This is a genomic window from Ruegeria sp. 6PALISEP08 (assembly GCF_001238295.1).
In the GTDB taxonomy this organism is placed as follows: domain Bacteria; phylum Pseudomonadota; class Alphaproteobacteria; order Rhodobacterales; family Rhodobacteraceae; genus Ruegeria.
This window is the reverse complement of record NZ_LGXZ01000003.1, coordinates 24,134-42,395: the sequence shown is the minus strand read 5'-3', so window position 1 is coordinate 42,395 and position 18,262 is coordinate 24,134. Positions and strand designations below refer to the sequence as shown.

Here is an 18,262-nt window from a genome sequence, read left to right as displayed (position 1 = left end):
GTTAAGCCGCGTCATCCACAGCTCCAGCCCTGAAGGCCCTAAGCCACATCCGATCCAACGCATCGATTTCTGTTGGGTCGAACCTGTGTTCAACTTCCCAGTACCTGCCTGATCCGACATAATATCCCAGTTCATGCTCTACCTGCCGCGCTGCACGCATTCCAGTTGTGTCAACAATAGGTAGCGCAGATAGATTAGACAGGCTGACCGAGGGAAACACCAATCGACTGGGCCCATTGGACAACCGCACGGCTCTACATCCTTGTGCGGCAGCAAAAAGCCCAAGACGCGCAGACTTGGCTTCAAGCGATCGCAGGGTTACATCGTCCCGCAACGGATCTGCAGCTCCGGTCCCATAAAAATGGGTCCGCGCCGAACCCGAATACATCATATCGCATCCAAAAAACGCCAATACATCCGGTTTCAAAGCCGACAGCGCCCAATACCCCGCCGTGAACGCCATCGTGCCACCAGCATAGACAAACCCGCCAAAGGCGTTCTGCCTGGGAACATAGTCTTGCGCCGTAACGATGCACTGAGCGTCCGTTGTGTCCGACGGGCGCCTGTCGTCCGGGAAATCTTCGGGGTGGATCAGAAAATCCCAATCCTTGCGGATTCGCCACGCGTTGTTGATAGCGACGATATGTGTGAAGGGTTTACGCGACCATGTCCGCGCTTCCATGGCCAACGGGGCACTGCCCAGGATCAGAACTTTGGTCTGTTTGTCGGTCATAGCAGGGCCACCTTCTTTGCCAGCCCCGCATGACATAGATCGTTTACGGCTATGGGCTAGCCCAGCACCGAGAAACTGCTTTCTTCGTTGATCGGACGTTTGCGCGAATAGAAGCCCACATCAATGTTCCGCTTGATATAAGGCAACTCGAATTGCAGCGGCTCTGCGTCGTGATCAGCGCCACCCTCGCAATAGGCGATCAGGGCCGTCATCATCTTACCCGCAATCGGCGCATTCTTATACTGGTTCCCGCTGGAACCGCAGGCCATGTAGAACCCCGGCAGGCAGGATTTGTCATAGATCGGAATCCAGTCGGTAGACGCATCATAGAGGTCAACAACGCCCCGCGTTTTCGACGGAATACCAAGGCTGGGGACTCGTTGCGCATAACGCATAGCCTGCGTGGTCCATTGGTCAGTGAACTCTCGGTTATAGTTCACATCGTCCTCGCACCACTGATGCGGATCACATTCCGGGTCTTCCGATCCGACAAGGATATGGTTGCCATGCTCTGGCCGACAGTAACATGCAATGTCGCTGTCCGACACGATGGTTCCGTCATTTTCGAAATCGAACCCTTCAGGCGCGGGGACGTGGACAACCTCTTGCCGCAAGGGCCGGGTTTTGATGGTCATGTCGTCCAGAACACCGGCCATCTCGTTGATGATCGCCGAGCCCGGCCCCGCAACATTGACAACAACCTTGGCGTGGAATTCCTCGCCCGACGCCAGCTTAACGCCGGAAACGCGCCCGCCCTCGGTCAGGATTTCCGTGACTTCAGCACCTGTTCGCACCTCGGCCCCATGCTGTTTCGCAGCGTCCATCAGGTTTTGCGCCGACAACGCCGGGTCGGTGACATATCCCGCCTGAGGCCAGTATACACCACCCGTCATCTTACTCCCATTGGGCTGTCCGAACTCGGGATCATCCATAGGGCGCGCCGGGGCAAAACTGTCCAGTGAGTAAACCGGTAGACGTTCCACCACTTTCTCACCCGACCATTCCTCGAACGGACAATCCAAATCGGAAGAATTGCGCATGTGTTTTTCCAGCATCCCGTTCGCCTCGGTCTTCATGACCAGGCAGCCGGTTTCGCGGAACTGGGCCAGATTGGCGTCCTCTGGCAGACCCAGATAGTCGGCCCAATCGCGCCAGTAATGATAGCCTTCCCACGCAAAGGCCGTTCCGTCGAAGGTCGAATAATGCATTCGGATTATTGCACAGGACCCGGCGGTTGAGCCGTGCCCAACCTGAGTGTTCCGGTCCAGAGACAGAGTTTTCCACCCCGCCTTGGACATCTCGAACGCAATGGCCGCGCCGATCACGCCCGTGCCGATGATGATTGCGTCTGGTTGGCTCATGTCGGGTCTCCTTTCCAAAAACGCATTGAATATGCGCTGAATTCTTCAATTTCTTCGGGTTTAGCCTCAACGCCGGTGAAAGCGTAGAGGTAATGCGGAACCATAGAAATCCGCGTCTCTATGGGTTCGTTCAATTGCGCCAGATCGTAACCAATCTGCATGTAATACAATACGCGCGCGCGGGTTTCAGCTTCGATCTCGGAATAGCCAAAACGGGCAAACATGGCGTGCAGTGCCTCAAGCCGTCGCGCGTCCGATTGGTCCAGCGCGCGCCGCACTTTGCCAGACTTGCGCGCCCAATCGCGCACGGCAAAGTCCAGTGCGGTATCAAACAGATCGGTGTTCACCACACAGCGATGCACGTTACAAACGGCCGCTGTGATCGTCTCTGCCGGGGTTTCGGCCTGTGCAACCAACGCTGCAGTGTTGATCGCCTGCCAGCGGGCCAGAAGGGCATCCATCAGCTCCTGCCGCGACTTGAAGTACCAATAGAAAGATGAGCGCGATACGGCCATCCGTTCGGCTAGGTTCAGAACTTTGATCTGGTCCACGCCGTCCGAAATCAGCACATCCATCGCCACATTCAGCCAGTCGTCACGCGTAACCTTGACGTTGCCGGTCAAGGGTTCGGCCTCGGGATCATCGCGATGAAGGACAGGTTTAGTTTTCATTCAACTCTCCGGCGGTGCGCCGCCTTCGGCGGTACGGCGGTCAATAAAGTCGCGCAAAGCCCCCAACCGATCATTGTCACCGGCGGGTGCCTTGAAGTCATTCAGGATGCCCTTCCAAACACCAGTCGCCCGAATGTTGGCATCCACTGCGCCACGTTCAGTCCACGTACCAAAGTTAGCATAGTCATGGAGATGTGGTTGATAGAACTCAGTATTGTAGCGCTCCATTGTCTGACTTGAGGCAAAGAAGTGACCACTGGGCTCGACCTCACGCAAGGCTGTGTCAAAACCGATCTCGGCGTTGCCCGCCTGTGCGCCCGCACAGAGCTCGGCCACCATGTTGAGCACTTCTGCATCGCAGACCAGCTTTTCGAAGGACACGGTCAATCCGCCCTCGAGCCAGCCAGCGGAGTGAATGATCACGGTTGCACCAGACATAAGGCAGCCCCAAAGGCCGAACTGGTTCTCATTCGCCGCCTGTACATCGTTGATGTTTGACGCGGATCCGGCGGCAGACCGCCATGGCAAGCCAAGGTGCCGCGCCAATTGGCCCGCCGCCAGAGAGGCCTGGAAATGCGAAGGCGTCCCGAATGCTGGGGCACCAGATTTCATGTCCACATTGCTTGTGAACGTTCCATAACAGACCGGAGCACCGGGTTTGGCTAGCTGCGTCAGGGTCAAAGCGGCAAGTGCCTCGGCATGGGACAACGTGATCGCACCGGCCACAGTAATCGGCGCCATAGCACCCATCAGGGTGAATGGCGTGATGATCGACATCTGACCATGCCGCGCAAAGTCGATCAGACCTTGCGCCATGGGAATATCCAACGTGCGCGGACTGTTGGTGTTGATGATCGTGTAACAATGCGCGTCGCCTTGAAACTCATCATCCGAAAGGCCGCGGGCTGTGGACAGCATCTCAAAGCAATCCGTCACCTGGGGTGTGCCGCGCGAGAAAAAGAACGGGAACTTGTCCGTCAACTCCATCTGCGCTTGCGTGGTAAAATAGTGGCGCAGATGGGTTGGTACATCCTGCGGCTCGACCTGAGGCGAGATCATCTGGAATACGTCGAAATGATGCGTAAGCTTCAGAAACTCCAGATAATCCTGACCTGTCGCGGGCCGTCGCCCCCGTTCCAGATCGGTTGCGTTCGGAGCCCCGGCACCGGGCTGGAAGACCAGAGAACCTAGTTCAAGCGTGAAATCCCGCCGCCGCGCGCCCGCCCTACAGGCGATGGACTTTGGGGCTGAGGCCACGGCGGCCTCGACCATCTCGCGCCCGATGAAGACCATTTCGCTGTCTTCATCCACGCGCGCGCCACCTTGTTTGAAAAGCTTGCGTGCTTCGGGCAGCAAGGTTTTTACACCCAGCTCTTCCAACGTGCGCAAAGCAGTCTCATGCATGTCGGCGATCTGATCCGCCGGGAAGACTTCCATTTGCGGGAAAGGGTTCCTGAGCTGGCGATAGTTCACGTCGCGGCTGGGCTGCGGGGCAGGCTCAGCCCCCCGCCCTCGCCGCCTGCGTCCTCGGTTCGGTGCGGTCATGGTCAGCCTCGCATCGCTTTGCCCTGTGGGTCGTACGGCGACGGCGCAATCACGCGCGCGGACCGTTCCACGCCAACCACATGGACGGACAATTCCGTGCCTGGCTCAGCCTTGTCGCGATCGATCAAGGCCATCGCCAACGATTTGCCAGTATAGTGCCCGTAGCCGCCCGAAGTCACAAAGCCTACACGTTCACAATTGGCCCAGATCGGCTCGTACCCGCTGGCATCCGCGTCAACCGCATCGATTTCCAACGTCGCCTGCACCTGTGCCGGACCATTGCCGTCACGTTCAGCAAGCGCGGCCTCTTTGCCGACAAACTCTTTTTCCCAATCGATCCAACGATCCATGCCGGTCATGCCGGGTGTATAGGCTTGCGTGAACTCCGCAGACCAAATGCCAAAGCTTTTTTCCAACCGGGTCGACCCCATGGCGTTGAAACCAACTTCTCGAATGCCCTCTTCGGCTCCTGCATCCAACAAGATACGGCGCAGTTTGATATGGTCACCATAGCGGCAGTTAAGTTCATACCCTTTTTCACCCGTCACCGACATACGAGCCACGCGTGCCCGGACCAGGCCGATGTCGAAATCACCACACCCCATGAATTTCAGGCCAGAGATGTCCTGTTCCGCCAACTTCTCGACCACAGCCTGCGAATTAGGCCCAACCACCGCGAAGCCGCAGTATTCCTCGCCCAGATCGCGCAGATCAACGCCGTCGATCATGTGATCATCGAACCAGCGCATGTGCCAGGTGCGCAGATAATAGCTGCCCATGATCCACCAGGTGCCGTCGCCCCAGTTCAGCACGGTCAAATCACCCTTGAGCCGCCCGTCTTCACCCAGCATCGGGGCCAGTTTTGCACGCCCCGGCGCAGGCAGTTTCGAGGCCATCACCTTGTCTAGCCAAGCTTGGGCATTCGGGCCGGTCACTTCGAACCGAGAAAAGCCTGAGATATCCATAAGGCCCACCCCTTCGCGGATGGCCTTACATTCCTCGGCCACGATGTCATGCGCATTGGATCGCTTGAGCGTCGGCGTTTCCTCAAACCCTTTTGGCGCAAAATACAGTGGCACCTCCAGATCCCAGCTGACGCCCCATTTGCAGCCCGCCTCAGTCATCGCGTCATGCGCCGGGGTCATCTTGAGCGGGCGCCCTGCGGGCAGTTGTTCGTTCGGATAGGTCATCACGAAACGGCGGGAATAGAACTGCCCAGTGGTTTCCCTGATGTATCGTTTGTTCTGCGCAAAGTCGCCATAGCGCGCCACATCCATTGACCAGGCGTCTGCTTCGGGTTCACCGTGAATCATCCATTCGGCCAGTGTTTTGCCAACACCGCCGCCCTGCAGGAAGCCCGCCATCACCGCACAGGCCGACCAATAGCCGCGCTTGCCCGGGACTGGCCCGACAAGCGGATTACCATCCGGTGAGAACGTAAAAGCCCCGTTCACCCATGTCTTGATGCCAACGTTCTGAATTGACGGATAGCGTTCAAAGCCCAGCGTCAATTCGTTCTCGATCCGGTCCAGTTGTTCCTGAAACAACTCTTCCCCATAGGTCCAGGGCGCGCCGTCCATGGCCCAGTGTTCGTGATCGACCTCGTAGATGCCAACCAGAACACCCTTTTGGTCCTGCCGCATATAGGTGAACCCTTCGAGGTCCACGGTCATCGGCATCTCGAAATCTGCCTGCGCAATCTCTGGAACTGTATCGGTAATCAGATAGTGGTGTTTCAAAGGCGAGACCGGCAGCTCGACCCCAGCCATGCGACCCACTTGCTTGGCCCACAAGCCCGCAGCATTGACCACATGTTCGCAAGTGATGGTGCCCTTGTCGGTTACAACCTGCCAGCCGTCATCTGTCTGGATCAGTTCCTCGACTTTGGTTTCCTCATAATACTCAGCACCGCGCTTCCGGGCCGCTGTCGCATAAGCCTGCACTGTTCCGGTTGTGTCGATATATCCCTCGCGGTCCGCCCACATGGCCCCCAGAACGCCATCGGTGGACATGATCGGGCAACGTTTCTGCGCCTCTTGCGGTGTCAGCAACTCACAATCGTCAATGCCGATAGACTGGAAAATGCGGTAATTGGCTTGCAACCATTCCCACCGTTCGGGCGTTCCGGCAAGGGTCAGTCCACCGGTCATATGCAAACCGATATTCTGGCCCGATTCCTTTTCGATCTCGCTGAGCAGGTCGATTGTGTAGGCCTGCAATGTCGCCATGTTCGGGTCTGCATTCAGCGCATGGATGCCGCCAGCCGCGTGCCACGAGGAGCCCGATGCAAGTCGCCGCCGCTCGAGCATCACAACATCGGACCAGCCAAACTTGGCCAGGTGATACAGAACCGAGGCTCCGACGACCCCGCCCCCAATGACCACAACGCGATACTGCGATTTCATCCGAACCTCCCCAAAACAGAATCTGAGTAGACGCTAGTAGCACTGTTCATCTCTGTCTAGACATTTCTGTACAGTCTAAGTCGGCGGGAAATAAGGTCCTGGAATCCTGGTAGCTAAAGCTTGGCGCTGGGGCGGGACTGGATGTTTTCAAACCACGCGATTGTGGCTGCGTTGCCCTCAGGGATTCGCATTTTGATCACCCGCGCAAAATCGACAAAAACAAAGGTCGAGATATCGGCCAGAGTGAACCCATCCGCTGCGATAAATCGACTTTCCGTCAACCGGGCCTCCAACAGATCGAAAAACCGCGCCACACGGTCTTTTCCACGCTGCGCCAATTCCGGGATTTGTACATAGTTTGACGGGCCAGGAATGGCGCGATCCTTGAAGGCCGGGTGGCTGTTGCGCAAGGTTTCGGCAACAGGCGCACCGCCCTGCTGTTCGACAATCGCATTCCACATCAGGACCAGACCTTTTTCATCCGGGGTTCGGCCCATCAAAGGTGGTTCTGGACAACGCGCCTCAAGATATGTGGCGATACCCAGATTCTCAGTCAGAACCGTGCCGTCATCCGTGACCAGAACCGGAACTGTTGCGTGTGGATTGACAGAGCGGAACGCCCCGCTCAGTTGTGCGCCTTCAGCGATCGAGATCTCTCGGGTCTCTACTTCAAGCCCTTTTTCCGCAATGAACATGCGTGCGCGACGAGGGTTGGGGGCCGTTGAGCAATCATAGAAAATCATTCCTGCGGCCCTTTCCGATCAACGGCGGTAGATGAAGCATCGCCCGTCAACGGCGCCTGCAGGCAACGGCATTTCTGTCAACCCGTCGAAATACATCCGATCACTTGAAACCATCAGGCCACCCGGTGCCAGCAATGGTTCGATCAACGGCGACACGAACCGCGCAAACTTGTCGTTCTTTTCACTGTTATGGCCGCCCAGATCTGCGTGGATCAGACTGGCCGTTGCGCCAAACCGGTCAACGGACGCTGGCAGCGTTTCGCGCACATCGCCCAGAATCACCCGATCCTCGGGCGGGGTCGAGTCGGGATGCGAGGCGACCGCGCGTTCGAATACATATACCGGACGCTCATCGATGTGCTGCACAAGATGGTGATACGTGCGGCCATTGCCCAGGCCAAGTTCGAACACCGGGCCGGCCATATCCGCAGTGCGCGCGATCGCGTAGTCCAGACAGGCACGTTGCGACACCATGCGGTCGATGAACAGATCCAGTCGGCTTTGATTCTCGGACACCGGCAAATATCTCCTTGATACTATTCGGAAGCATAGATGCGCCCGATGCGGCCCTAGATGACAAATTCTCAAGACTTTGTGTAGCGATGAAGCCCAAAGTTTCACAATTCCGCGACATTTCAGCATAAGAACGGGTTTGACTAGATGGGCGGAACCGCGCGACACTGACGAAAAAATCACGGGGAGTTGAATTAATCGATGTCACCTATTGGCCAAACGGGTAGAAAACCCGCATGAACGCGTTGTTGTCCGTCAGAAACCTTAGCATTGGCTTTGGTACGGGCAATTCCGTGGTCACGGATGTGAACTTCGACGTTGAGGCCGGTCAGACACTTGCACTGGTTGGTGAATCCGGATCGGGCAAAACAATCACATGCCGGGCTGCATTGCGTATTCTACCCCGGTCGGCACAGATCCGCAGCGGCACTATTACCCTGAACGATTCCAAAGGGATGTGTGAATTGACGTCAGTCTCTGAACGCGAGATGCGCAACGTTCGCGGCAATCGGGTTTCGATGATTTTTCAGGAACCCATGCGTTCGCTGTCTCCCCTTCACAAGATCGGCAACCAGGTCAGCGAGGTCCTGTGGCTGCATCGCGGCTTGTCCGAAGCCGAGGCCCGCAAAGAAGTTCTGACCCAGTTTGACCGCGTGGGTTTCCCGGACCCACAGCGTGCGTATGACTCCTACCCATTCGAGCTGTCGGGCGGTATGCGTCAGCGCGCCATGATCGCCATGGCAATGGTATCCAAGCCTGAACTGCTGATTGCGGACGAACCAACCACCGCGCTGGACGTAACTACACAGGCGCAGGTTCTGGGCCTTATCAAAGAATTACAGCGCGAGACCGGCATGGCGCTGATCCTTGTGACGCACGATCTTGGAGTCGTTGCCAACATGGCCGAACAGGTTGTCGTCATGCACAAGGGCCGCATCATGGAGGCAGGCCCAGCCGCGCCGATCCTCACCGCCCCGGCGCACCCCTATACAAAGCAATTGTTCGATGCCGCCCCTGAAATTCCGGATCAGGATGCCGTGGGTATTCCGATGCCGAACGAAGATCTGATTCTTCAGATGACGGGCGTGTCCAAGACTTATACCATGCGATCCAGCAAGGGATGGCAGTCCGAAAAGGCGATCTATGCCTGTCGCGGCGTTGACTTGAACCTGGCACGCGGCAAGACGCTGGCCATTGTCGGTGAGAGCGGATCGGGAAAAACGACTGCGGCCCGGATTGCCCTTGGTGCCGAATTGCCCGATCCCGGCGGCGAAGTTCTGTTTCGAACCGCGCCCGACGTCGATCCTATCACCGTGCACAGCATGACCCGCGCCCAGCGCACGGCGTTTCAGCGCAAGGCGCAGATGGTGTTTCAAGACCCCTACAGCTCGCTCAGCCCCCGAATGCGCGTTCAGGACGCGATGACCGAACCGCTTGAGATCCACAGGATCGGCACAACAGCCGAACAGCGTGACAAGGCCGCCGAAATGTTGCAGCGCGTTGGCCTGACCGAAGACATGCTTAAACGCTATCCTCATGCCTTTTCCGGCGGACAACGGCAGCGCCTGTCCGTGGCCCGCGCCATGATGCTGGACCCGCAGCTGATTGTGTGTGACGAACCCACATCGGCTCTGGATGTCTCGGTTCAGGAACAGATCCTGTCCTTGCTGGAACACCTACAGGACAGTCTGAACCTGTCTTACCTGTTCATTTCCCACGATCTGGCCGTTGTCGCCCGGATCGCTGACGAAGTTGCCGTTATGCGGCGCGGTCTGATTGTCGAACAGGCCCCGCCCGAAACGCTTTTCTACAATCCACGCCATCCTTACACCAAGGCGCTGATTGCCGCTCAACCCGAACCCGACATCAATCGCCCGATCGACCTGAAACTGGTTTCTCTGGGGGCCGGCGCGCCGGACAGTTGGGATGAAGCCTTTCGTTTCTCGGACACCGTGATACCCTCACTGGTGGAATTGGAACCGGGCCATAAGGTACGTTGCCATGTTTAAGACCACTCGCCCCCTGATCCTGGCCGCAGCACTGGCCCTGTCGGGGATGCTGCCCGCTACGGCAGAAACCCTTCCTACGCCTCAGGAAAGCGCCTTCTGGAGCACCGAGGTGGATGCCGGCAATCTTCCGCCCATTGAAGAGCGCATTCCCAAAGAACCGCTGGTTGTTGATCTGGCCGCTAAAGGCCGCGAATTCGGAACCCAAGGCGGCACACTGCGTACGATGGTGACGCGGTCGAAAGATATCCGCCACATGGTTGTCTACGGGTATGCTCGCCTCGTCGGTTACAATCAGGACTATGAAATTGTTCCTGACCTGCTAGCCTCGTTTGAAAATGAAGACAATCGCAAGTTCACTTTGAAACTGCGGGAAGGTCACAAATGGTCAGACGGATCGCCCTTCACCTCGGAAGATTTCCGCTATTGGTGGGAAGACGTCGCCAATAACGAATTGCTCAGCCCTTCGGGCCCGCTAGAATTCCTGATCGTCGACGGCAAGTCACCCACGGTTGCTTTCCCGGACGAGAGCACAGTGATCTTCGAATGGGAGGATCCCAATCCGGATTTCCTGCAAACGCTGGCCCAAGCACGGCCACCCTTTATCTACCGGCCGTCCGCCTTCCTCAAACAGTACCATGAGAAATACGCCGATCCCGAGGAACTTGCCTTTCTAGTTGAAGATGCAAGGGTCAAAAGCTGGGCCGCGCTGCACAACAAGCTGGACAACCTCTACAAATTCGACAACCACGAATTGCCGACACTGCAGCCTTGGCTAAACGCAAGTTCGGGCAAAAAGATCCGGCATAACTTTGTGCGTAACCCCTATTACCACCGTATAGACAGTAATGGGGTGCAGCTGCCCTATATCGACGTAGTCGAGATGGAGATTGTGGCCCCCGGTCTGGTGGCCGCGAAAACCAATGCCGGTGAGAGCGATTTGCAAGGCCGTGGTCTGGCTTTTCGCGATGCATCGATCCTGAAAAAAGGTGAGGCACAAGGCGGCTACAAGACGCTGCTTTGGAAAACCGGGGTGGCATCGCAAATCGCGATCTATCCCAATCTTAACTTTTCCGACGACGTCTGGCGTGAAGTGCTTCGTGATGTTCGTGTGCGGCGTGCCTTGTCGTTGGCGATCGACCGGAATACGATCAATCAGGCTTTGTATTTCAAACTGGCACATCCTGCCGCAATGTCGGTCCTGCCCGCCTCACCTTTCTACAATGATGACAATGCCAAAGCTTGGGCGCAGTTCGACATCGATCAGGCCAATGCCCTGCTAGACGAGGCTGGCTTGGATCAGCGCAACAAGCATGGCATCCGTCTTCTGCCCGATGGCCGTCCGATGGAGTTAATCATCGAAACCGCCGGTGAACGGCAAGAAGTCGAGAATGCCTTGCAGATTGTCACCGACAACTGGCGCGACATTGGGGTCAAACTGGTGATGCGTCCTCTGGACCGTGACATTCTGCGCAACCGGGTGTTTGCCGGTAATTCGATGGCGTCGGTTTGGTTTGGATGGGATGACGGCATTCCGCAAGCACACACGTCACCCTCCTATCTGGCACCCACAGATCAGGTGTTCCTGGCCTGGCCGAAATGGGGTCAGTATTACCAGACAGGTGGTGAAGTTGGCGAAGCCCCCGATTTGCCCGAAGCCGCACGCCTGATGGAACTGGCTCATGACTGGGAAGTCGCTTCAAGCGCTGAAGAACGCACAGCTGCCTGGACGGAAATGCTGAAAATCCATGCGGATCAACTGTATGCGATTGGCATCCTGAACGGTGCACCACAGCCAGTCGTTGTCTCGAACCGTCTGCGCAACGTGCCGGAACAGGCCATGTGGGCATGGGAACCCGGCGCGCATTTTGGTGTCCATCGCCCGGACGAGTTCTTTTTCGCCGACTGAGCAGGAGCAGCAACATGGTCATGCTGCGCTATGCGGTGTATCGCTTTTTCACGATGCTGCTGACACTGTTGGTGGTTTCGGTTATGGTTTTCACAATTATCAACCTGCCGCCCGGTGACTACCTGAGCAACCAGATTGCCGAGCTTCAGGCATCCGGTCAGTCTGCGGGCGTAGCCAAGGCAGAGTTTCTGCGCGCGGAATACGCCCTGGACCGCCCCATTTGGGAGCAATACCTGATCTGGATCGGGTTCTGGCCCGGGCCGCACGGGTTTTCTGGGTTGATTCAGGGCAACTATGGCTGGTCTTTCGAATTTGACCGCCCGGTTTCCGAAATCGTCGGGGACACCCTCTGGCTTACAGTGGTGGTCAATTTGGCCGCGATCCTGTTTGTCTATGCTGTGGCTCTGCCCCTTGGCGTGATCGCCGCTGCTCGGTCGCGGACATGGATTGACTACACATCGGCATTTGTGGGGTATCTGGGTCTGGCGACGCCGAACTTCCTGCTGGCACTGATCCTGTTCTACTACGGACACCAATATTTCAATCTTCCCATCGGGGGTCTGATGGATCCTAGGTTCGAAGGCGAGCCGATGAGTTGGGATAAACTGAAGTCCATCCTCATTCATTTGATCGTGCCGACCTTTGTCATCGGCACCTCGGGAGCCTCGGCGATGATGCAGCGTCTGCGGGCGAATATGCTGGACGAGCTTGGCAAGCCCTACGTGGAAACAGCGATTGCCAAAGGCATGGCCCCATCGCGGATGCTGACCAAATACCCCCTTCGTGTGGCGTTCAACCCTTTCGTGGCTGATATCGGCAACCTGCTGCCGTCGATGGTGTCAGGATCAGTTCTGGTTTCAGTGGTGCTGGGCTTGCAAACCATCGGCCCAACGCTGCTGACGGCTTTGAAAACGCAGGATCAGTTCCTTTCAGCTTTCATCCTGATGTTCGTCGCGTTGCTGACGCTGATCGGTACGATGATCTCCGATATCCTGCTGGTGATGCTGGATCCACGCATTCGATATGAGGGGCGCGAAGCATGACCGACCGCCCTGACAATCGCTATGTCGATGACGCTCCGTTCGATCCGCAAGCCTCCATTCAGCAGTTGGAGCGCGCCGATCTGGATGCACCAAACTGGGTACTGGTATGGCGCAAGTTTCGAACCCACAAGCTTGGCCTGGTCTCAGGCGTTTTCCTGCTGTTGTGTTATCTTATGCTGCCCTTTGCCGGGTTCATTGCGCCGTACGGGCCCAATGATCGCAATGGCGAACACCTCTATGCCCCGCCACAATCGGTTCACTGGTTCCACGAAGGCGAATTCATCGGCCCCCATGTCTACCCCATCGTTGCCGAAGCCGACATGGAAACATTCCAGTGGAAGTTTGTCCCCGACCCGGATGATCCACGCCCGATCAAGTTCTTCTGCGAAGGATCCGAATACTGGCTGGCCGGTCTTATCGCCTCCGACACCCATCTGTTCTGCCCTCCCGAAGGTGCCACTCTGTTCCTGTGGGGGTCTGACAGGCTGGGGCGTGATATCTTCAGCCGTATCCTCTATGGCGCGCAACTGTCGCTGACAGTTGGTTTGATTGGTATTTCTGTGTCGTTCTTTCTGGGCATCCTGTTCGGGTCGATAGCGGGGTATTTCGGCGGGCGTATAGACTGGATCATCAACCGGGTTATCGAGATCCTGCGCTCATTGCCGGAACTGCCTCTGTGGCTTGCTCTGTCAGCCGCCGTGCCGTCGAACTGGAGCCCCGTCGCGGTCTTCTTCATCATCTCTATCATCCTTGGCATCCTTGACTGGCCAGGCCTGGCACGTTCAGTTCGGGCCAAGTTCCTGTCTCTGCGCGAGGAGGAGTATGTGCGCGCGGCCGAGATGATGGGCGCAAGTTCGGGCCGGGTGATCCGAAAGCACCTTCTACCGAATTTCATGTCACACCTGATCGCGTCGGCCACATTGTCGATCCCGGCCATGATCCTGGGGGAAACGGCGCTTAGTTTCCTTGGGCTGGGATTGCGTGCGCCTGCCGTCAGCTGGGGTGTGATGCTGAATGACGCACAGAACCTTGCCTCGATCGAGATCTACCCGTGGACGGCCATTCCAATGCTGCCGATCATCGTGATCGTACTGGCGTTCAACTTCCTGGGTGACGGGCTGCGCGACAGTCTGGACCCCTATCAGCAATGAGCCTTCTAGCTACTCTTCCCTCGACGGACAGTTACCGCAAGGTCGGCGCGGGCGCTCTTCCAAGCGCTTTCGCCGTGTCCGAGCTGGCCACCGCCAGCTTTGCGACTGTAGGTCAGCAAATGACCCGACTGATGCAAGCGCTCAACCTGTCCACAAAGGAACCAGAGGTCATCGTCGATCACCGGCTGGCCTCTCTTTGGTTCGGCTATTCCTTCAAACCAGACGGTTGGGACATGCCAAGCCTGTGGGATGCGGTCGCGGGCGACTATAAGGCTTCAGACGGGTGGATCCGACTGCACACCAACTTGCCGCGTCACCGAGAGGCCGCACTGAAAGTCCTCGGCACTCCGCCCGAGCGGGCAGCCGTCACAAACGCCGTTAAATCCTGGGCGATTGCGGATCTTGAAACCACTGTCGTCGCAGAAGGCGGTGTGGCAGCGGCCATGCGCAGTCGCGCCGAGTGGCTTGAACACCCTCAAGGCCGTGCCGTGTCACGCGATCCGCTGATTGGCTGGCAGGGGCCGCGCTACGTCAAACTGCGCGATAGGCCGCAGGCAACCGCCGAACGTCCGCTTGCGGGACTACGCGTGCTTGACCTGACCCGGGTTCTGGCCGGTCCGGTCTCGACCCGTACACTTGCCGGTTTTGGGGCCGAGGTCCTGCGTATCGACCCGCCAGACTGGGACGAACCGGGGGTGATCCCCGATATCTCGCTGGGGAAACACTGTACCTATCTGAACCTGAAGGCAGAGGATGGTCTGAAGCGGCTGCAAGAGCTGATGTCTCAGGCGGATGTATTTGTACATGGGTATCGGCCCGGCGCGCTGGACGCATTGGGCCTGACCCGGGCCAAACGCGACGAGTTGGCTCCGAACCGGATCGAAGTCACACTGGATGCTTATGGCTGGCAGGGCCCGTGGTCCACCCGGCGGGGTTTTGACAGCCTTGTGCAGATGAGCGCGGGCATTGCCCATACCGGTATGGGCTGGGCGCAGGCAGACAAACCGACCCCCCTGCCGGTTCAGGCCCTGGATCACGCAACAGGTTACTTGATGGCTGCCGCCGTTCTGTCAGCCTTGTCAGAGGCCGCATCGGGCAACTCCATCATGCACGCCCACCTGTCCCTTGCCCGCACTGCTGAACTTTTGGCCGTGCTCGGTAAGGACGATGCCGAAGCAGCACCAATCAATCCGACGTCTAAAGATTACAACGCGGAACCAGAAGCCTCCGGCTGGGGTCCCGGTCATCGCCTCAACCCTGCCCTGCAAGTCGGTGAGGCGTCAATGCGCTGGGATCTGCCTGCGTCGAAACTGGGCACATCAAAGCCCGTCTGGCCCTTTACCGCCAGTTGACCCAACCGCGGCGCGGAACGCGCGACTGGGCCCAACATTTCATGAGGCGTCTCGTCAGAGACGTTCCTCAAAATGGCGGGAGAACGGCCTAGCGGTCGTCACCTCCCGGGCCGATATCGTCCAGATAATCCTCGTCAATTGCCGCCTGTACCGCACCGGTCACGGCTTCACGCTGTTTCGGCGTCAGATCCTCGGCCTCTTTTCCGTCCGCCAGCCTGACGGTGACTTCGCGATGGGCAAACTTGATGCCTTCCCGGGCAAACAGCTCGCGGATATCCTGATAGACCTTCTTGCGCACCAACCACTGATCGCCCGGCTTGGTCATGAACTTGACCCGGATAATCATCGCGGAATCCTGCATTTCAATAACGCCCTGGGATTTCAGCGGCTGGATGAAGTTGTCTCCAATCACTGGATCGCTCAGCAATTCCTGACCCAGTTTCTTGATCAACTTGCGCACCTTCTCGACATCCGTGTCATAGGTCACGCGCAACGGCAGCTTCATGATCACCCAATCGCGGGAATAGTTGGTCAGCACCTTGATCTCACCAAAGGGAATAGTGTTCAGCGCACCCAGATGGTGCCGCAGTTGCATGGACCGGACCGAGATCTTCTCGACCGTGCCTTTTACATCCCCGATGTCGATATATTCGCCTTTGCGGAACGCATCATCCAACAGGAAGAACGCACCCGAAAAGATGTCGCGCACAAGTGTTTGCGACCCAAAGCCTACGGCCAGACCTACCACACCGGCACCCGCAAACAATGGGCTGACATTGATGCCCAGCTCCAGCAGAACGATCAATACAATCGTCACAACGACAACGGCCAAAATCGCGCCACGGAACAAGGGCAACAGGGTTGCAAGACGGCTTTGACCGCCTTCACCGCCTTCATCGCCCAGTTCAGCCTCGGTTCCGTCATCGACCTCTTCGGCAATCTTGCTGTCGATCCAAATGCGGAAAAAGTGGAAGAGAATGTACCCGATGAAGATGATGACCATCACATCCAATGCACGTTCGACCAGCAGGTCCTGGCTCCAGTCCGCATCGGGATACCAAATCACCACAAGCGCATAGGCACCGATGACAAAGGCCAAGATCCCAGCCACGCGACGGGCCAAATCTTCATACGTCAGAAGGTACTGCTTGCGCTGTTCGGATTCCGGCGTTTCCGCCAGCTCGGCATCTTCATCCTCAGCGGCGGTTTCTACATTTATCTCGTCGATCATGCGCGAGCGGTCGAAGTACCGCTCCAGCATATAATTCATCGCGCCATAAGCGATTACAACAGACATGAAAATCAGATAGCTGCTTGCAATCAGGGGCAGCGGTGTCGGGTTTTCCAACGCCAGATCAACGGCCAGGCGGAACCAGCTGAATACGACATAAACGATAAGAGCAGGCGCCCAGCCAAAGGATACGAAGCGCAACAGCCAAGACACCTGATCTGCAGTTCGCCCGCCCCGAATAGCATTCGAGATGGCGCGGGCATTGAACAGGATCATCAGAACATTGCCCAACGCACCAAACATCGTCAGCCCACCGTAAACCATGGCATAGACGTTGTAGTTCAGGCCAAAATCCGCGACCCAGGTCGAAAAGAGAACAACCGTGATGTCATAGGTCGCCAGCGCGGACGCCCAGATGTACAGCCTGCGCGCGTTTTTATCCGAGAAGGGCGGCAGGCGGTATTGGCTCAGATAAGGCGACAGAACCATCCGCCACAAATCGGATACGGTGCGCGACAGGAAAAACGCCGTGAAGATCGCCGTGACCGTGAATTGGGTCGAGATATCGCCTGCTTCGCCAAAAAACAGATACCCGACGATCAGAGCCATGATCATGGCAAAAACCGTGGCTCCGATCCCCATCAGGAACCGGAACAAAAGGAAGGGCATCTTTTCACGGTAGCCCTGTGGTTCGTCCTTGATCCGCGCCACGACCCAGCGGCGCGCGAAGCGTTTTCCGTAGATCTCTATAGACAGCCAGCGCCCCAACAACAGAAACAGAACGTTCCAGCCCAGAACTTCTACATAGGTCTGAATGCGACCGTCCGGGCTGGTCTGACGCAGGACATACTTCACTTCGAACACCGAATAAGGAAGCGCCTCAAGCCGAGATTGCATCGACTCACGGAATTTCGAGAACCGCTCCTGCGCCTTCATCAGCTGCGATCCGTCACCCATGGGGTTGTTCGACGCGTCGCCGCCCTCGGCCGAACTGGCTTCAGCTCCGCCTGCCGTTGTCACGACCTGACCAGTACTGTCTATGACAATGACGCTTGCGCCTGCCTCGCTGGCCGCGCGGATTGCGGTGGCGAGGTCGCTTTCCGGTGCGGTATCGGACGTGCTGCTCGAGCCCGAACCATATCCGGGGATCAGGGACGTTTGTGCTGAAACACCAGCTGGAAACGCCAGGACGAAAGCCCATAGAGCCAATAGTATTGCGGCCAGAAAGGTATTTTTCATATGGTCTTACATCCACTTTTTCCGATGCGGGTCAGAATAGTGAAGCGTTGAAGGCAGTTCAAACACTCGCACATTACTGTCTCAAGATCGTGTTTAGGCGTGTTCTTGGCGCACAGTCTTTTGGCAGCTATTTTCAATCTGGCGAAAATTGAATATGACATAGCATAGTTCGCGCGTGTCTGTATGTCGGTGATTATAGTGATCCTCTTGTGATCTTTCCGAAGCTTTGGTGCAATATGTCGCTAATTCGTCAATATGCTGTTGCCAAATCGCAATGCTTAGAACATTTGCAGGGACGCATTTCCGCCTTTGGCAAGCAGAGCCAAAGAATATACGATAACGCTTGCAAACGCGCGGGTT

The 18,262-nt window shown here is 57.1% G+C and carries 13 protein-coding genes; 5 read left to right on the top strand and 8 right to left on the bottom strand.

Going from position 1 to position 18,262, the window contains the following annotated elements; translation table 11 throughout:
- Position 1 precedes the first annotated feature (1 nt).
- The 7 genes from ALB80_RS05675 to ALB80_RS05645 form a co-directional block, all read right to left on the bottom strand.
- Positions 2–733, bottom strand: a complete 732-nt coding sequence (locus tag ALB80_RS05675) for a hypothetical protein (RefSeq protein WP_050603078.1) — start codon at positions 731–733, stop codon at positions 2–4.
- Between the two features lie 56 nt (positions 734–789).
- Positions 790–2,094 (bottom strand): FAD-binding oxidoreductase, encoded by a 1,305-nt coding sequence (locus ALB80_RS05670; RefSeq protein WP_050603077.1) that lies wholly within the window; start codon positions 2,092–2,094, stop codon positions 790–792.
- A complete protein-coding gene (locus ALB80_RS05665; protein WP_050603076.1) occupies positions 2,091–2,765 on the bottom strand; it encodes a TetR/AcrR family transcriptional regulator in 675 nt (224 codons plus the stop codon). The genes ALB80_RS05670 and ALB80_RS05665 overlap by 4 nt, the downstream gene beginning before the upstream one ends.
- Positions 2,766–4,310, bottom strand: coding sequence for a trimethylamine methyltransferase family protein (locus ALB80_RS05660; RefSeq protein WP_050603075.1), 1,545 nt, complete (start codon positions 4,308–4,310; stop codon positions 2,766–2,768).
- Positions 4,311–4,312: 2 nt separating this feature from the next.
- Complete coding sequence (locus ALB80_RS05655) at positions 4,313–6,715, bottom strand: FAD-dependent oxidoreductase (RefSeq protein ID WP_050603074.1); 2,403 nt, start codon at positions 6,713–6,715, stop codon at positions 4,313–4,315.
- Positions 6,716–6,828: 113 nt separating this feature from the next.
- A complete protein-coding gene (locus ALB80_RS05650; RefSeq protein ID WP_050603073.1) occupies positions 6,829–7,458 on the bottom strand; it encodes a glutathione S-transferase family protein in 630 nt (209 codons plus the stop codon).
- Between the two features lie 18 nt (positions 7,459–7,476).
- Positions 7,477–7,974 (bottom strand): class I SAM-dependent methyltransferase, encoded by a 498-nt coding sequence (locus ALB80_RS05645; RefSeq protein ID WP_256364014.1) that lies wholly within the window; start codon positions 7,972–7,974, stop codon positions 7,477–7,479.
- A 233-nt stretch (positions 7,975–8,207) separates the two neighbouring features.
- Here ALB80_RS05645 and ALB80_RS05640 point away from each other — a divergent pair, with 233 nt between their 5' ends.
- The 5 genes from ALB80_RS05640 to ALB80_RS05620 are packed head-to-tail and all read left to right on the top strand — an operon-like array spanning position 8,208 to position 15,432.
- Positions 8,208–9,980, top strand: a complete 1,773-nt coding sequence (locus ALB80_RS05640; protein ID WP_050603072.1) for an ABC transporter ATP-binding protein — start codon at positions 8,208–8,210, stop codon at positions 9,978–9,980.
- On the top strand, positions 9,973–11,886 hold the full coding sequence (locus ALB80_RS05635) for an ABC transporter substrate-binding protein (protein ID WP_050603071.1): 1,914 nt from the start codon (positions 9,973–9,975) through the stop codon (positions 11,884–11,886). The genes ALB80_RS05640 and ALB80_RS05635 overlap by 8 nt, the downstream gene beginning before the upstream one ends.
- Before the next feature lie 14 nt (positions 11,887–11,900).
- On the top strand, positions 11,901–12,929 hold the full coding sequence (locus ALB80_RS05630; protein ID WP_050603070.1) for an ABC transporter permease: 1,029 nt from the start codon (positions 11,901–11,903) through the stop codon (positions 12,927–12,929).
- Entirely contained in the window at positions 12,926–14,080 is a 1,155-nt protein-coding gene (locus tag ALB80_RS05625) for an ABC transporter permease (RefSeq protein ID WP_050603069.1), read from the top strand. The genes ALB80_RS05630 and ALB80_RS05625 overlap by 4 nt, the downstream gene beginning before the upstream one ends.
- Positions 14,077–15,432: a CoA transferase gene (locus ALB80_RS05620; protein WP_050603068.1), complete on the top strand. Its 1,356-nt coding sequence runs from the start codon at positions 14,077–14,079 to the stop codon at positions 15,430–15,432. The genes ALB80_RS05625 and ALB80_RS05620 overlap by 4 nt, the downstream gene beginning before the upstream one ends.
- Positions 15,433–15,520: 88 nt before the next feature.
- On the opposite strand, the gene ALB80_RS05615 is transcribed toward ALB80_RS05620, so the two are convergent.
- Positions 15,521–17,902, bottom strand: coding sequence for a mechanosensitive ion channel family protein (locus tag ALB80_RS05615; protein WP_050603067.1), 2,382 nt, complete (start codon positions 17,900–17,902; stop codon positions 15,521–15,523).
- Positions 17,903–18,262: the final 360 nt, after the last annotated feature.